The sequence below is a fragment of the Variovorax saccharolyticus genome (assembly GCF_030316765.1).
In the GTDB taxonomy this organism is placed as follows: domain Bacteria; phylum Pseudomonadota; class Gammaproteobacteria; order Burkholderiales; family Burkholderiaceae_C; genus Variovorax; species Variovorax saccharolyticus.
Window position 1 is genome coordinate 289,889 of the sequence record NZ_JASZYT010000005.1, and the last position, 16,155, is coordinate 306,043.

General features: G+C 70.4%; 13 protein-coding genes. 4 read left to right on the forward strand and 9 right to left on the reverse strand.

Going from position 1 to position 16,155, the window contains the following annotated elements; genetic code table 11:
• The first annotated feature begins 63 nt into the window (after positions 1-63).
• Entirely contained in the window at positions 64-570 is a 507-nt protein-coding gene (locus QTI45_RS17620; protein ID WP_286655349.1) for a C40 family peptidase, read from the forward strand.
• Here QTI45_RS17620 and QTI45_RS17625 read toward each other — a convergent pair.
• Genes QTI45_RS17625 through QTI45_RS17640 form a run of 4 tightly spaced genes read right to left on the reverse strand, consistent with a single transcriptional unit; the run spans position 567 to position 8,722 of the window.
• Positions 567-1,607 carry an adenylate/guanylate cyclase domain-containing protein gene (locus tag QTI45_RS17625; RefSeq protein WP_286655350.1) on the reverse strand — a complete coding sequence of 347 codons (1,041 nt, stop codon included), beginning with the start codon at positions 1,605-1,607 and terminating at the stop codon, positions 567-569. The genes QTI45_RS17620 and QTI45_RS17625 overlap by 4 nt on opposite strands.
• Positions 1,600-1,941 carry an Hpt domain-containing protein gene (locus QTI45_RS17630; protein ID WP_286655351.1) on the reverse strand — a complete coding sequence of 114 codons (342 nt, stop codon included), beginning with the start codon at positions 1,939-1,941 and terminating at the stop codon, positions 1,600-1,602. Before QTI45_RS17630 ends, QTI45_RS17625 begins: the two co-directional genes overlap by 8 nt.
• The gene (locus QTI45_RS17635) at positions 1,938-7,751 is read right to left on the reverse strand and encodes a GAF domain-containing protein (RefSeq protein WP_286655352.1); all 5,814 of its coding nucleotides are present in this window, start codon (positions 7,749-7,751) and stop codon (positions 1,938-1,940) included. Before QTI45_RS17635 ends, QTI45_RS17630 begins: the two co-directional genes overlap by 4 nt.
• On the reverse strand, positions 7,748-8,722 hold the full coding sequence (locus QTI45_RS17640; RefSeq protein WP_286655353.1) for an AraC family transcriptional regulator: 975 nt from the start codon (positions 8,720-8,722) through the stop codon (positions 7,748-7,750). Before QTI45_RS17640 ends, QTI45_RS17635 begins: the two co-directional genes overlap by 4 nt.
• A gap of 138 nt (positions 8,723-8,860) precedes the next feature.
• Here QTI45_RS17640 and QTI45_RS17645 point away from each other — a divergent pair, with 138 nt between their 5' ends.
• On the forward strand, positions 8,861-9,682 hold the full coding sequence (locus tag QTI45_RS17645) for a Rossmann-fold NAD(P)-binding domain-containing protein (protein WP_286655354.1): 822 nt from the start codon (positions 8,861-8,863) through the stop codon (positions 9,680-9,682).
• A 110-nt stretch (positions 9,683-9,792) separates the two neighbouring features.
• Positions 9,793-10,350, forward strand: a complete 558-nt coding sequence (locus QTI45_RS17650) for a hypothetical protein (RefSeq protein WP_286655355.1) — start codon at positions 9,793-9,795, stop codon at positions 10,348-10,350.
• A 266-nt stretch (positions 10,351-10,616) separates the two neighbouring features.
• Here QTI45_RS17650 and QTI45_RS17655 read toward each other — a convergent pair whose 3' ends face one another.
• The 4 genes from QTI45_RS17655 to QTI45_RS17670 form a co-directional block, all read right to left on the reverse strand.
• The gene (locus QTI45_RS17655; RefSeq protein WP_286655356.1) at positions 10,617-11,120 is read right to left on the reverse strand and encodes a hypothetical protein; all 504 of its coding nucleotides are present in this window, start codon (positions 11,118-11,120) and stop codon (positions 10,617-10,619) included.
• 90 nt (positions 11,121-11,210) lie between these two features.
• Positions 11,211-12,212: a Bug family tripartite tricarboxylate transporter substrate binding protein gene (locus tag QTI45_RS17660; protein WP_286370465.1), complete on the reverse strand. Its 1,002-nt coding sequence runs from the start codon at positions 12,210-12,212 to the stop codon at positions 11,211-11,213.
• Between the two features lie 54 nt (positions 12,213-12,266).
• Positions 12,267-13,253, reverse strand: a complete 987-nt coding sequence (locus QTI45_RS17665) for a hydroxymethylglutaryl-CoA lyase (RefSeq protein WP_286655357.1) — start codon at positions 13,251-13,253, stop codon at positions 12,267-12,269.
• A complete protein-coding gene (locus QTI45_RS17670) occupies positions 13,250-14,476 on the reverse strand; it encodes a CaiB/BaiF CoA transferase family protein (protein WP_286655358.1) in 1,227 nt (408 codons plus the stop codon). The genes QTI45_RS17665 and QTI45_RS17670 overlap by 4 nt, the downstream gene beginning before the upstream one ends.
• A gap of 91 nt (positions 14,477-14,567) precedes the next feature.
• Between QTI45_RS17670 and QTI45_RS17675 the strand changes: the two genes are divergently transcribed.
• The gene (locus QTI45_RS17675; protein ID WP_286655359.1) at positions 14,568-15,470 is read left to right on the forward strand and encodes a LysR family transcriptional regulator; all 903 of its coding nucleotides are present in this window, start codon (positions 14,568-14,570) and stop codon (positions 15,468-15,470) included.
• A gap of 24 nt (positions 15,471-15,494) precedes the next feature.
• Here QTI45_RS17675 and QTI45_RS17680 read toward each other — a convergent pair whose 3' ends face one another.
• Positions 15,495-16,091: an NUDIX hydrolase gene (locus tag QTI45_RS17680; protein WP_286655360.1), complete on the reverse strand. Its 597-nt coding sequence runs from the start codon at positions 16,089-16,091 to the stop codon at positions 15,495-15,497.
• Between the last annotated feature and the right edge of the window lie 64 nt (positions 16,092-16,155).

Consider the following 16,155-nt stretch of genomic DNA (forward strand, 5'->3'; position numbering starts at 1 on the left):
ACCGCTCGACCATAATCGCCTCGTGTTCCACCGAGCCGCTCGTCCGCTTCCAGGCTCAAGACCATGACCGACGGCACTACCCACAAGAGACTTTTGCCGAAGCAGCTGCCGAGACTGCTGAGCATGGTCGCCTGTCTGCTCGCCCTCGGCTGCGCGAGCCCGCCGTCCCCGCTGCCGGCCAGCGGCGCGGGCACGCTGTCGGCCGAGCAGTCGAACGATGTCGCGATCCATGCGCTGGGCCTGGTCGGCACGCCGTACCGCTATGGCGGCAACACCCCCGAGGGCGGCTTCGACTGCAGCGGGCTCATCGGCTACGTGTATGGCAAGAGCGCGGGGCAGGCGACGCCGCGCACGGTGGCGCGCATGGCGGGTGCCGGCCGTCCGGTGGCGCTGTCCGAGATCCGGTCGGGCGACCTGGTGATCTTCGGTGCCTCGACGCCGTCGCATGCCGGCATCTATGTCGGCGCCGGGCGCTTCGTGCATGCGCCTTCGACCGGCGGCGAGGTTCGTCTCGATCGCCTCGACGGCGTCTACTGGTCGCGCCAGCCGACCCAGGCGCGCCGGCTCTAGCTGACGACCGCGTACACCTCGACCGGCAGCGCCTTGCCGCGCAGCGCCACCGGCCCCAGCAGCTCGACCGGGATGCGGCCGCCGAGCGAGACGCAGGTCGCCGGGTCGATCAGGATCGTGCGCTGCGCCGTCTTGGTGTGCTCCTCGAGCCGGGCGGCGAGGTTCACCGTGTCGCCGATGCAGGTGTAGGTCGCGCGCTGCCGCGTGCCGGTGTAGCCGGCCACCATCTCGCCGGTGGCGATGCCCACGCCGATGCGGATCGACGCCTTGCCCAGCCCGCTGCGCTCGGCATTCAGGCGTTCGACCATCTCGACCATGCCGAGCGCCGCGCGGACCGCGGCGGCGCCGTGATCTGACAGCGGCAGCGGGGCACCGAAGATGGCCATCAGGCCATCGCCGATCATCTGGTTGACCACGCCGCCATGGCTGTTGATGGCTTCGAACATCAGCGCGTAGTAGGTGTTCAGCAGCTCGATCGTTTCCTGGGGCGGCTGCGACTCGACCAGCGCGGTGAAGCCGCGGATGTCGGAGAACATCACGGTGCCCCGCAGGTTCCGTCCGCCGAGCGCGAAGCCGGACTGCTCGAGATCCTGGGCCACCTCGGAGGTGGCGAAGCGCCGCACCAGTTCCTTTTGCTGGTCGCGCAGGCGCTTCTTCTCGAGGCTGGCGCCGATGCGCGCCTTCAGCAGCACCGCATTGACCGGCTTGTGAAGATAGTCCTCGGCGCCGAGTTCGATGCAGCGCACGATGTTGGCCATGCCTTCGAGCGACGAGGTCACGATGACCGGGAGATCGCGCAGCTGCGGCGTTCCGGTGAGCTGCTCCAGCACCTGGAAGCCGTCCATCTCGGGCATCTCGATGTCGAGCAGCAGCAGGTCGAAGGTGTCGCGCCGCAGCAGCTCGAGGGCGACCCGCCCGTTCTCGGCACACTCGACGCTGTGGCCCTGCAGCTCGAGGCTGTGGGCCAGCAGCTGGCGGTTGACCTTGCTGTCGTCGGCCACCAGCAGGCGCGTGAGCGGGGCTTGGGGCTCAGCCACGGCTCAGCTCCTCGAGCGCTTCGGCCGCTCGCCCGTATTCCGCCTCGAGCGCCGCGAGCGCACCCGGCCGCCGGGCCGCCTCGAAGCCTCCCAGCTCCTGCTCGCGCGCCATGGCGCCCAGTGCCAGCGCGCCGAAGGTGAGGCTGTTCGATTTCAGCGAATGCGCGGCGCGGCGGAAGGCGTCGGCATCGCCGGTGGCGAGCGCATCCCGCATCGCCTTGAGCAGCGGCGGAGCTTCCTCCAGGAAGGTCTGCACCAGCTCCTTCACGAAGTCGGCGCCCGCGGTGTCCTGCAGTTCCGCGTAGGTCGCCCGGTCGATCGTCGTGTCGCTCATGTCACTCGGTCCTTTCGTGCCGGCACGCTTGTCAGTGCCTCTACCAGCCGGTCGACCCGGATCGGCTTGGTCAGGTAGTCGTCCATGCCGGCGTCCATGCACATCTCGCGGTCGCCCTGCATCGCGTTGGCCGTCATCGCCACGATGCGGGGCCGCTGCGGTGCCTGCAGCAGCTCGCAGATCTGCCGGGTGGCGTCGAGCCCGTCGAGCTCGGGCATCTGCACGTCCATCAGCACCACGTCGTAGGTCTGGCGCTGCACCGACTCGACCGCCTCGATGCCGTTGGAGGCGAGGTCGGCGCGGTAGCCCATCTGTTGCAGCAGGCGCAGCGCGAGCTTCTGGTTCACGGCGTTGTCCTCGGCCAGCAGGATGCGCAGCGGATGCCGCGCCGCCATCGTCGGGTCGATCTGCGGCTTGGCCGCGGGGCCGCTGGCCGGCTTTGCGGCCGCATCGTGCGCCAGCAGGCTGGACAGGGTGTCGAACAGGTGCGACTGCCGGATCGGCTTGGCCAGGAAGGCGTCGAACAGCGACTCGGCGTCGCCGGCCTCGCGCCGTCCGAGCGAGCTGAAGAGCACCAGCGGCAGGGCGGGCTGCGCCGCACGGATGCGCCGCGCCAGCTCGATGCCGTCCATCCCGGGCATGTGCATGTCGAGGATCGCGAGATCGAAGCGCTCGCCCCGGGCCAGCCACTGCAAGGCCTCGGCCGGCGATTCGGTGTCGCGCGATTCCATGCCCCAGCGGTCGGCCTGGAGCGTGAGCACGCGCCGGTTGGTGGCGTTGTCGTCGACGATCAGCAGGCGCTTGCCCCGCAGTTCGAGCTGCACGCCGGCGTAGTCCCGCTGCCGGCTCGGCGGCAGCTGCGCCGGCGGCGCCTCGATCGTGAAGAAGAAGGTCGATCCCATGCCCGGGCCGCCGCTCTCGACCCACATGCGGCCGCCCATCAATTCGGCCAGCCGCTTGCTGATCACCAGGCCCAGGCCAGTGCCGCCGTACTTGCGGGTGGTGCTGGAGTCGGCCTGCGAGAACGACTGGAACAGCCGTCCCATGCCCTGCGGCGACAGCCCGATGCCGGTGTCGCGGACCGCGAAACCGAGGGTCGCCTTGCCCGTGGGACCGGCTTGCGCACTGACCGTCAGCACCACCTCGCCGGCCTCGGTGAACTTCACGGCGTTGCTCAGCAGGTTCAGCAGGATCTGCCGCAGCCGCGGCAGGTCGCCGCACACCGCGGGCGGCACCTCGCCCTCGAAGACGTAGGCGATGTCGAGGTGCTTCTCGGTGGCCCGCGTGCTGATCAGGTCGAGCGCCGACTCCACGCAGTCGCGCAGGTCGAAGGGATGCGACTCGATGTCCATGCGGCCGGCCTCGATCTTCGAGTAGTCGAGGATGTCGTTGATGATGGTCAGCAGCGCGTCGCCCGAATCGCGGATGGTCGAGACGAAGTCCTGCTGCTCGGCGTCGAGCGGCGTGTCCAGCAGCAGGCCGCTCATGCCGATCACCGCGTTCATCGGGGTGCGGATCTCGTGGCTCATGGTCGCCAGGAAGGCGCTCTTGGCTTCGTTGGCGGCCTCGGCGGCGGCGCGCGCCTCCTTGGTCTCGGCAAACATCCGCGCGTTCTGGATCGCGACCACGGCCTGGTCGGCGAAGGTCTTGAGCAGCTTGATCTCCTTGCCGTCGAAGGGCCCCGGCGGCTGCCGGGTCACATGGATCGAGCCGATGCTGCGGCCTTCCCACATCAGCGGCGCCACCATGATCGCGTAGCTGCCGACCTGCTCGGCCATCTGGCGCATGAACGCCGGCAGCGACGGCGCGGCGAGCGTGTCGGGGATGTGAAGAAAAGCTAGCCCGCCGGCGGCGAGTCCGAAGGGCGTGCGATCGATCGGCCGCGGGTAGTAGCGCTCGAGCAGGGCGCGGGCCGAGCCCCGGTGGGCGCCCAGGTGCACCATGCCGTCGCTGCCGATCAGCGAGATCCCCATCTGGGAGCCAGAGAACAGCCGCTGGCAACTCTCGAGGATCTTGTCGAACACGGGCTGCGCGTCTTCCATCGAACCGCTGATGACCTGCAGCACGTCGGCGGTGGCGGTCTGCTGCTCCAGCGCCTCGCGCGTCTCGTTGAAGAGCCGCGTGTTCTCGATGGCGATCACGGCCTGGTCCGCGAAGGTCCGCGCCAGCTGGGTCTCCTGCTCGCTGAAGGCGCCCACCGTGTTGCGCAGGATGGCGATCGAGCCGATCGCGCGCTGCTCCTTGACCAGCGGAACGAACAGGCCCGACCGGTAGCCCAGCGCCAGCGCCAGGTCTTTCATGCGGGGGAATTCGGCGAGGGCGATCCGGGTGTCGGGCACGTTGATCGTGCGGGCGTCCAGCATGCTGGCGCCGGCCGCGCTGCCGCGATCCAGTGGCCAGGGGTTCAGGAAACCGCCTTCGCGCCCGCCGCGCGTGCCGTCGTCGGCGAAGGCCGCGGTCTCGATCATGCCGTCGCGCGCCACGCAGAAGGCGACGGCGCGGCCATCGAAGAGGCGCTGGCAGGCTTCGACGATGGCGTCGAACACGGGCTGGGTCTCGGTGGGCGAGCGGCTGATGACGCGCAGGATCTCGGCGATCGCGGTCTGCTGCTCCAGGGCCTCGCGGGTCTCGTTGAAGAGGCGGACGTTCTCGATCGCGATCACCGCCTGGTCGGCGAAGGTCTGGACCAGCGCGATCTCGGCCGGCGCGAAGGGCCGCACCTGGTTGCGCAGCACCGCGATCACGCCGATCGACTGGCCATCGCGCAGCATGGGCACGGCGAGCACCGTGCGAAAGCCGTTGCGGGCCTGGAGTTCGCGCACGTCCGGATACTCAGTGTCGAGCAGGGGCACGACATCGTCCACATGCACGCAGCGGCGCTCCAGGAAGGCGCGGCCGGCGACCGAACCCGCGCGCAGCGGCAACTCGGCGCCGACCGACTCGGGGCCGTAGGCGGGGCCGTAGCTGGTCATCGCCCGCAGCCGGTCGCCGAACGCCAGCCAGACCCGGCTGCCTTCGGCGCGGCACAGCAGGCCGGCGCGCTCGGCCACCGTGTCGAGCACCGGCTGGACGTCGGTCGGCGAGCCGCTGATGATCCGCAGCACCTCCGAGGTCGCGGTCTGGCGCTCGAGCGCGTCCTGCGTCTCCTCGAACAGCCGCGCATTCTCCAGGGCCACGCCCATGCTGGCCGCCACGGTTTCGAGCAGGCGGACCTGGTGGCTGCCGAAGGCGTACTCGCGCTCGTGGTCCTGCAGGCCGATGACGCCGAGCACGCGGTTGCTCCCGATGATCGGCACCGCGGCGATCGAGAGCGCCCAATCGGTGCCGGGTGCCGGCGAGAGGCCGGCGAGAGTCTGCTCCTCGCGCGTGTTGGCCACGCCGGTCTCCCGGGTGAGGAGCAGCCGCTCCAGCGGTTCGCCCGGTTTCAGCGGCCGTGCCGGAGGCAGCGGCAGCGGGCGGTTGTGTTCGTAGCGGTAGAACGCCTGGACCAGCTGGGTCTTGTCGTCCCACCAGATGATGTTCACGTCGCCGGAGTCGAACACCTCGCGCAGCTTGTCGCCCACCAGCTGGATGATGGCCCGGAATTCCATCCGCGCCGCCATGCCCTGCTGGATGCTGTTGATCAGCGCCAGCTCGCTCGAGCGTTGCGCCAGCTCGGCATCGCGCTCGGCGAGCCGGGCGCGCAGGTCGTCTTCGGGCGTCAGCGTCTGGGCGGAGGCGGGCGCAGGCCCCAGCCGCTCCCACAGAAACCGATACGCCAGCGCCTGCATCATCGCCGCCTGCTCGTTGTTCGCGGCGCCCCCGTGGCCGCCCTCGATGTTCTCGTAGTAGCTCACGTCCTTGCCGGCCTCGATCATCGCCGCGGCCATCTTGCGTGCGTGGGCCGGGTGGACGCGGTCGTCGCGGGTCGAGGTGGTGAACAGCACCGGCGGGTAGTCGCCGTCGGGGTCGAACAGGTGGTAGGGCGAGAAGCCGCGGATGAATTCCCATTGCGCGGGGTCGTCGGGGTCGCCGTACTCCGCCATCCAGGAGGCCCCGGCCAGCAGGTGCGAGTAGCGCCGCATGTCCAGCAGCGGGACCTCGATCACCACCGCGCCGAAGAGCGCCGGGTAGCGGGTCAGCATCATGCCGGCGAGCAGCCCGCCGTTGGATCCGCCCTGCGCGCCGAGATGCCTCGGCGAGGTGATTCCGCGCGCCACCAGGTCCTTCGCCACGGACGAAAAATCTTCGTAGGCGCGATGGCGGTTCTGCTTGAGGGCGGCCTGGTGCCAGCGCGGCCCGTATTCGCCGCCGCCGCGGATGTTGGCCACCACGTACGCGCCGCCCCGGTCCAGCCAGGCCCGCCCGAGCGCGCCCGAGTAGCCGGGGGTCAGCGAGACCTCGAAGCCGCCGTAGCCGTAGAGCAGGGTCGGCGTGCTGCCGTCGAGCGTGAGCCCGGCCCGGCGCACCATGAAGTAGGGCACGCGGGTGCCGTCGTCGGAGGTGGCGAAGTGCTGCTCGACCACCAGCCCGGTGGCATCGAAGAAGGCCGGCATGGCCTTCAAGAGCTCGGGCGGCCGGCCCACGGTGGCCAGCGAAAGGGTCGAGGGCCTGAGGTAGTCGGTAGTGCTGAGCCAGACCTCGTCGCTGGCGTCGCGGTCGACCGCCCAGGCATGCACGCTGCCGATCTCCGGGGCGCCGACGAATTCGCTGCGGCTCCAGGGCCCGCTGCCGCTCGCCGGCGGGGTCAGGACGTGCAGGCGGTTCTTGACGTCGTCGAGCACGTTGAGCACCAGGTGGCTGCGGGTCCAGGTCGTGGCGTCCAGCGATCGCGTCAGTCCCGGTTCGAAGAGGACTTCGAAGTCGCGTTCGCCGCCCATGAAGCGGTCGAACTGCATCGCCAGCAGCGAGCCCGCCGCATGGCTACGGCCGCCGACCTGCCAGGCCTCGCGCAGCTCGACCAGCAGCCATTCGCGCTGGATGCTCGGCTGGGCGGAGAGCGGCAGATCGACCTTCAGCAGCTGGCCGCCTTCGGACAGCAGGAACAGTTCGGAACTGTAGAAGGCGAGGGACCGCGACACGAAGTCGCGCTCGAAACCGGGCGTGTGCGTCCGCCAGGCCGAGATGTACATGTCGTCGGCCAGGCCTTCGTACACCGCCGGCGCGGATTCGAGGGGCGTGCCGCGCGCCCAGCGCCGGGCGACGCGGGGGTAGCCCGAAGTGGTCGACGCCGCGTCGCCGAGGGTCGTGAACGCATACACGGTGTCGTCGTCGATCCAGGCCAGGCCGCCCTTGGATTCGGGCCGGTGGAAGCCGCATTGCGCGGGCGCCACGAAGGCCTTGGTCACGAGGTCGAACTCCCGCGTCACATCGGCATCGGAGCCGCCCGGAGAGAGGCTCACGAGGGCCTTGCGGAAGCCCGGGCGCAGCACGCTGGCCCCGTGCCAGACCCAGTGCACGCCCTCGGCGGCGGCGAGGGCGTCGAGGTCGAGCACCGTCTCCCATGCCGGTTCGTCGCGCCGGTACTGCTCGAGCGTGGTGCGTCGCCAGAGGCCCATCTTGTGCTCGGCGTCGCGCCAGAAGTTGTAGTAGAAGTCGCCCAGCCTGGAGACTTCGGCGATCCTGGCGTCGGAATCGAGAACCGCCTGCACCGCGGCTCGGGTGCGCGCGAATTCTTCCGTCGCGCCGAGGGTCTGCAGGGTCCGGGCATTGCGCTCGCGCACCCAGGCCAGCGCGTCGGCGCCCTCGACTTCCTCCAGCCACAGGCGCGGATCGGCAGGCTCCGTGGCGGGCGAGCCGGGACCGGGAGCCGGATCGGGGCGGGTCGTCATTGGAGGGCCGGCTTGATCCGGATCTCGCGGAACGAGCTGCGCCGCACCGATCCCGGCGAGACGCCCGCGAAACGCTTGAAGGCGCGGCTGAACGCGGCCTCCGACTCGTAGCCGACCCGACTCGCGAGTTCCGACAGCGGGGTCGCCTCGTCCTTCAGCCAAGCCTCGGCGGCGTGCATCTTCCAGCGCGCCACGTACTGCATGGCGGGTTCGCCGACCCGCTGCGTGAAGCGGGCCGCGAAGGCCGAACGCGACATGCCGACCTGGCGCGCCAGCAGTTCGACCGTCCAGTGCCGGGACGGGTCGCGATGGATCAGCGCGATGGCGCGGCCGATCTGCCGGTCCCGCAGGGCGCCCAGCCAGCCGGTCTGCGCGGCCGGGTCGCTCGCGATCCACGACCGGATCGCCTGGACCACCAGGATGTCGGCCAGCCGCGTGATGATCGTCTCGCCGCCGGCGCGCAGTTCCTGGGCCTCGGAGACGATCAGCCGCAGTGTGCTCTGCAGCCATTCCTTCTCGGGCGATTCCCAGGCGTCGACGCGGATCACGCGCGGCAGGGCTTCCAGCAGGCGCTGCGCCGCGGCGTCGTCGAAGCGCACCGCGCCGCAGATCATCGTGGTCGGCGCGCCACCGCCGCCATAGCGCAGGATCTCGTAGCGGTCCTTGACGAGCTCGCGCGGCAGGTCGAACAGCTGGACCGGCAGGGCGCCCGCGCCGCAGCCCATGCGGTGGCCTTCGCCATGCGGCACCAGTGCAAGGTCGCCGGTGCGCAGCAGCAAGGGGGCCGACTCGCCGACCTCGAGCCGGCATTCGCCCGAGGTCACGACGTGCAGCATCAGGCAGTTCTCCATGGCCGGCAGCGCGACCGTCCAGGGCGCCGTGAGTTCGGAGCGGCAATAGAAGGTGCCGCTCATGCGCAGGAAGTGCAGCGCCTCGCCCAGCGGATCGACCGGAGTCATGGATTCGAGCATGGCCGGAGTATCTCCGCGCAGGTGGCGGGACGTCCACCGTTCTGGACGATCGGGCATGAACCAGCGACAGACTGCAAAGGCGGACGGCGCCTGTCCGGCCACCATCGCAGACATGTTCCACCCCCCGAGGAGATGTTCGTGAAGCAAGGATTGAAACTGGTTCTGGGCGGCACCGGCAAGTCCGGTCGCCGCGTGGCGCAGGGGCTCCGGGCCCGTGGGTTCGAGCTGCGCATCGGCTCGCGCGGCGCGCAGCCGGGCTTCGACTGGAACGACGCCAGGACCTGGCCGGCGGTCCTGGACGGCGTGGACGCCGTCTACATCGCCTTCTACCCCGACCTGGCGGTGCCGGGCGCGTCGGCGGCGATCCGGGCCTTCACGGAACTGGCGGTGCAAGGCGGCGTCGGGCGGCTGGTTCTGCTGTCGGGCCGCGGCGAGGCCGAGGCCCGGCACTGCGAAGACATCGTGCGCGCGGCCGGCGCCGACTGGACCGTGGTGCGTGCCAGCTGGTTCAGCCAGAACTTCAGCGAGAGCCACCTGCTGGAGCCGGTGCGCGCCGGGGTCGTCGCCCTGCCGGTAGGTGCCGTGGGCGAGCCTTTCGTGGATGCGGACGACATCGCCGATGTCGCGGTCGCGGCGCTGACCGAAGCGGGCCACGCGGGTCAGCTCTACGAGCTGACCGGCCCGCGGCTGTGGACCTTCGCAGAGGCGGTCGCCGAGATCGGCCGCGCGACCGGTCGCCGGATCGAATTCGCCCAGGTGCCAATGGACGCCTATGCAGAGGCGCTGCAGCGGGAACGACTGCCGCCCGAACTCGTCGCGCTGATCCGCTATCTCTTCTCGGAAGTGCTGGACGGGCGCAATGCGTCGACCGCGGACGGCGTGCAGCGCGCGCTGGGGCGGCCGCCGAAGGATTTCACGGACTACGTGCGCGCGACCGCGGCCAGCGGTGCCTGGGGCTGAAAAGCAAGCTCAGGGTTGCAATTCAACGTCACATTGCCTATTTTTACGAAAGCCCCGGAGAGCGGCTCGCCGTTCTGCCGAATCGCGGAAACCACGCTGAAGGGACCGTCATGAAGCGCTTCCTGGGTGGCTGCATGCCCCTCATGTTCGGGCTCGCATTGGTTGCGTGCGGTGGCGGCGGCAGTGGCGGCTCGCCGGCCATCCTGGTGGCTGCAGTCGAGGGAAGCGGGGGCACGGGAAACAGCACCGCCACCGTGTCCCAGACCTTCGACAACGCCAACGCCAAGCCGACGGAGCCGGCACCGATCGAGGTCCGCTTCGATCCGGCGTCGATCGTCACGTCGCTGGCCGTGGCTTCCCAGTCGGGCGCGGCCATCGTTTCGATCACCGCCTTCGCCTCGAACCTGCCGAGCGCGCCGCTGACTGTCTTTCTGGTGGACGAAGCGGGCATCCTCGAGCCCGGGCCGCACCCGCTCTTCGGCGCGGGGGGCAACGTCTTCGTCGCCGCACCGCCCTTCATGCCGGCCCTGAGCGGGGGGCTGAGCGAGGGCGTGCACGAAGGGGTCCTGAAGATCAGGTTCTGCAGCGACAGCAGTTGCGCCGTCGAGTACCCGGTGAGCGCCGCGAGCGTCCTGCCGTACACCGTCACCGTGACCGGGCGGGTTTAGGGCTTGTTCACCCTACTTCCGGGGATCGCGTTGTCGAGCCAAGGGGCTGGATGCAAGGCGCCCGCGCGCAGCAAGGCTTTCGCCTTGAAAGCGCGGGCAACGCCGCAGACGGCCCCTTGGCTCGGCAACCCGAAGGGAAGGTATGCCAGGGTGTGCCACTCAGCGTTGCACTCCTTGCATGTGCCAACGCACATGCAGCGTCGCGCGCCTTGATTGGCCCACCCTGGCATACCTTCGCGACCCCGGAAGTAGGGTGAACAGGCCCTCTACCAGCGCCGGCGGTCGTACATCAGGTCGTCGCCGACGTTGTAGTGCTCGACCCGGCCCGTCGGATCCACGTAGATGTAGAGAAAGCGGCGGTTGTTGATGTGCAGGTAGCGCCATGACCAGACGGAGCCGTTGAAGGAGGTCACGCGGCTCGTCTCGTAGGGCGGCCCGTAGGTGAACAGAACGTCGGGCACGCGCCATTCGCCGGGCCGGATGGTGCTGCCGAAAAGACCTTCGTCGAGCTCCTGCCGCACCGAGCGAACCCGTCCCGAGGCATCGAGATCGACGTTGCTGACCTGGAATCCCATCGGGCCCTGGGAGTATTGCAGCCGTTCTCCGCCGGCGAACGGATAGATGGCGGTCGGCTGCCCCAGTTGCTGGAGGACCTCGCTGCGACCGGCCCCGATCGGGACCCGCGACGGGTCGCTGGCGCAGCCGGCCAGGAGGCCGCACAGCACGGCGAAGGCGGCCGCGGCTTGGCGCGGGAGGGCGAGTCTGGGCATGGTGACTACAGTATGAGCCGCCCACGGCCGGTTGGCTGTCGGACGAGCCGCCGCGCCGTGGTCGGCCGCTCGCGCGCCCGTCCGCGGCGCTCAATCCGCCTCGATGCGCGCCGCCTTGATGACTTCCGCCCAGCGTGCGGTTTCCGACTTCACCATGGCGTCCATCTGCTGCGGATTGAGATAGTCGGCGGTCGCGCCCTGTTCCTGCGCCTTCTGCCTGAAGGCCGGCGTGGAGACCACCGCGGCGATCTCGGCCGTCAGCTTGTCGATGATCGGCTTGGGTGTCTTCGCCGGTGCGAAGACACCGAACCAGGAGGTGGCGTCGAGCTTCGGCAGGCCGGCCTCGGCGGTGGTCGGCACCTCGGGCATGCTGGCCAGGCGCGTCTTGCCCGTGGTGGCCAGCACCCGCAGCTTGCCCGACTGGATGTGCGGCACGAAAGGCGGCGCGGTGCCGAAGGTGATGTCGACCTGGCCGCCCAGCAGGTCCTGCAGCGCCGGGCCGGTGCCTTTGTAGGGGATGTGGGTCAGCTTGATGCCGGCCTGCTGCTCGAGCATCGCGCCGGTCGCATGCTGCAGCGAGCCGTTGCCCGAGGACGCATAGTTGATCTTGCCGGGATGCGCCTTGGCATAGGCGACGAACTCGGCCATGGTCTTGAAGGGCAGGTCGGCGCGGACCACCACGATCTGCGGCGCCGACAGCACGTTGGCCACGGGCGCGAGGTCCTTGGGCTCCCATTGCATTGCCTGCTTGCTGACCAGCGGCGTGATCACGTGATAGCCCGAATACTGCATCAGCAGCGTGTAGCCGTCAGGCTCGGCGCGTTTCACCGCCACCGCGGCGATGGCGCCGTTGGCCCCGCCCTTGTTGTCGACCACCACGGTCTGGCCGAGCGCGCCGCCGAGCGGCACGCCGAGCATGCGCGCGGCGATGTCGGTGGTGCCGCCGGCCGCCGTGGGCACCAGCATCAGGACCGGCCGGCTCGGATAGCCGGCGGGCGTCTGCGCCTGCAGGGCCGGCGCCATGCCGAGGGCGGCGAGGCCGAGTGCCGCAAGGCCGAGCCTGCGGCGCGAGATGTCATGCGCGGGTTTCATCGAAGTCTCCTGTCGTCGTTCTGGGAAAAGGGTGGGAATAAACGGGGAAGCGGTTCAGGCGCCGCGCGCCAGGGCGCGATCGCGCCACAGCGCGAAATCCGGCGGCGGCGAATGCAGGTCGAGGCGGCGGCCGGCCTTGGCGATCTGGCTCGGGATGTCGTGGCCGATCAGGGCCGGCAGTCGCGCGGCGGCCTGCAGCAGCAGAGCCAGGTCGCAGCCGGTGTCGAAGTCCATCAACTCGAGCGCGTGCACGATCTCCTCGGTGCAGACGTTGCCGCTGGCGCCCGGCGCATAGGGACAGCCGCCGAGGCCGCCGAGCGAGGCGTCGAAGCGATCGGCGCCGGCGTCCAGCGAGGCCAGCACGTTCGCCAGGCCCATGCCGCGCGTGTTGTGGAAGTGCAGGGTCAGCTCGGCGGCCGGGAGCCGTTCGCGAAACGCCTGCACCATCCGCGCGACCTGGGTCGGGAAGGCCATGCCAGTGGTGTCGCACAAGGTGATGCCGCGGGCGCCGGCGGCCATGAAGCGCTCGGCCCAGTCGAGCACCACCGCCGGGTCGATCTCGCCCTCCATCGGGCAGCCGAAGACACAGGAGAGCGACACGTTGATCGGCACCCCGGCCTGCCGCGCCAGCGCGATCACCCCGGACAGCGCCGCGAACGACTGCGTCCGCGTCATCCGCAGGTTGGCCAGGTTGTGGGTCTCGCTGCACGACATCACGAGGTTGAGCTCGTCGGCGCGGGCCTCGATCGCGCGCTCGGCGCCGCGCAGGTTCGGCACCAGGCAGGTGTAGACCACGCCCGGCGCGCGCTCGATCTCGCGCAGCACGATCTCGGCGTCGCGCAGCGCCGGGATGGCCTGCGGCGAGACGAAGGCGGTGGCCTCGATCTTGGCCAGGCCGGCCGCCGACAGCGCATCGATCAGCGCGATCTTGTCGGCAGTGGGCACGAAGGCCGATTCCATCTGCAGGCCGTCGCGCGGGCCGACTTCCTGCATCCGGATGCGGCGGCGCGCGCCGGTCCAGGGCTTGTTCGAGGTCGTCATGCGATGGCTCCTTTCGAGCGCAGCAGCGAGATCTGCTCGCTCGTCAGGCCGGCTTCGCGCAGCACGGCGTCGGTGTCGTCGCCGAGCCGCGGGGCCGACGAGCGCACGCTGCCCGGCGTGCCCGACAGCTTGGGCACGATGCCGGGGACGTCGACCTCGTGGCCGTCGCGCGTGGTCTGGCGCAGGATCATGTCGCGCGCCCGGTAGTGCGGGTCTTCGTGGATGTCCTTCGCGGTGTAGACCCGGCCCGCCGGCACCCTGGCGGCGCCGAGCAGGCGCAGCACCTCGTCGATAGTGCGCGGCAGGGTCCAGGCGCCGATGGCGGCGTCGAGTTCGTCGACCCGCGCCACCCGGCCGGCGTTGCTCTGCAGGTCGGGCGCGGTCGCCAGGTCGGGCCGTTCCACCACCTCCATGAGCCGGCGGAAGATGCTGTCGCCGTTGCCCGCCACCAGCACGTAGCCGTCGGCGCAGCGGTAGGCATTGGACGGCGCGATGCCCGGCAGCGCGCTGCCGGCCGCCTCGCGCACCGCCCCGAAGGCGCTGTACTCGGGCAGCAGGCTTTCCATCACGTTGAAGACCGCCTCGTGCAGCGCGACGTCGATCACCTGGCCGGGGCCGCCGTGCGCCTTGCGGTGGTAGAGCGCCAGCAGCACGCCGATGGTGCCGTGCAGCGCCGCCAGCGTGTCGCCGATGGAGACGCCGACGCGCACCGGAACCCGCCCGGGCTCGCCCGTGAGGTGGCGCAGGCCGCCCATGGCTTCGCCGATGGCGCCGAAGCCGGGCAGGTCGCGGTAGGGACCGGTCTGGCCGTAGCCCGAGATGCGCAACATCACGAGGCCGGGGTTGATCTCGCGCAGCTCGTCCCAGCCCAGGCCCCAGCCCTCCAGCGTGCCGGGGCGGAAGTTCTCGATCAGCACGTCGGCCTCGGCGATCAGCCGGCGCGCGAGTTCCTGGCCTTCGGTCGCCCGCAGGTCGATCGCCACCGAGCGCTTGTTGCGCGACTGGACCTGCCACCACACGGAGGTGCCGTCTTGCAGCAGGCGCCAGTTGCGCAGCGGGTCGCCGCTGACCGGCGCCTCGATCTTGACCACGTCGGCGCCGAATTCGCCGAGCGTCTTGCCGCAAAAGGGGCCGGCGATCAGTTGGCCCATCTCGACCACCTTGAGGCCGGCGAGGGCCGCGGCGGCCGGGGGCTGGGAGGAGGGGTTGGAAGCAGAGTTCATGGGGACGAATGATGGCCAGCCGCCGCCGGGCTGCAAAGCGGCCATTGGCGAGGCTGCCATCGCGGATCGCGATGGTGGTTCAATAGGCTCCATGAAACTCGATCCCGTCTCGCTGCGCCTGTTCGTCGCCGTCATGGAGGAGGGCACCATCGCGGGCGCCGCGTTGCGCGAGCACCTGGCCCCGGCCGCGGTGAGCAAGCGCATCAGCGAACTCGAGGATGCGCTCGACGCGGTGCTGTTCCAGCGCAGCAACAAGGGCGCGCAGGCCACGGCGGCCGCGCATGCGCTGCTCGGGCTCGCGCGCGGCGTGCTCAACGGCCTGGACGACATCGCCGAGCAGATGGCCGGCTACGCGAGCGGGTTGCGCGGGCATGTCCGGGTGTTCGCCAACATCTCGGCCATCACCCAGTTCCTGCCCGACGACCTGCGCAGCTTCATGGCGAGCGCGCCGCTGGTGCAGGTGCACCTGCAGGAGCGGATCAGCTCGGCCATCGCGCGCGCCGTGGCCGACAGCACGGCCGACATCGGCATCCTCAACGCGGGCGCCTACGGCGAGGCGCTCGCGATGCTGCCGTACCGGGAGGACGAGCTGGTGCTGATCGTGCCGCGCGAGCATCCGCTGGCGCGGCGCCGGAAGGTCGGCTTCCGAGAGGCACTGGCGCACGAGTTCGTCGGCGCCCATCCGGGCAGCGCGGTCAACAACCAGCTGCACAAGGCGGCGGCCGAGATCGGCCTGCCGCTGCGCCTGCGCATCCAGGTCAGCGGCTACGACGCGATGTCCTTGATGGTGGCCGCTGGCATGGGCATCGGCATCCTGCCACGGCAGAGCGCGCGCCTCTACCTGGCGGCACTCCCGATCCGCGCCGTGGGGCTCGACGAGCCCTGGGTGCGGCGGCAGCTGGTGGTCTGCGTGCGCTCGCTCGAGGCGCTGTCGCCCGCGGCGCGCAGCCTGGTCGACCACTTGTGCGCGAGCGCGCCGGTGGCCCGCGCTTGATGCGGAGCGCGGCGCGGGCGGGCTTCACTTTCTCGCGAACATCGGTTGTTCGTAATGCGCCACGCGGATGTCGCGCCCGGCGATGCACTGCTCGCGGAACTGATAGAGAAAGGCCGCGGTCGGGGCGGCGATCCAGGTGTTTCCCACGGGCATCCGCAGGACCGGATGCACGCTGTCTTCGATGGCATCGAGCATCGGCGCATCGCTGCGCATGAACTCGCGCACGGGAATGCGGTGGATGCTCGCCACTTCCGCATCGTTGACGACCAGCCGTCGCGCGGGGCCTGCCCACATCACCACGGGCGTGATGGCAAATCCCGATCGCGTCGTGAAGTCGTCGAGCTTGCCGAGCACCTGCGCCATGCCGAGTTCGAGCCCGACCTCCTCGCGCAGTTCGCGCAGCGCGGCTGCCTCGGCGCTTTCCCCCGGGTCGATGGTGCCGCCGGGAAGTGCCCATTGCCCCGCGTGATTGCGCAGCGCCTCGGACCTGCGGGTCAGCAGGATCGCCGGACTGTCGCTCCAGGACGGTGGCCGGGCGATGCCCGGGAGATCGGCGCCCGGCCCCTCTTCGAGCAGCACGAGGGCGACGGCCGCCGGCCGCAGCCCGGGCGCGGCCAGCACCAGGCGCTGCTGGCGTTCGAGGCCGGCGCAGATGCGCCGCCTGAGCGGGTCGTCCAACTGCATC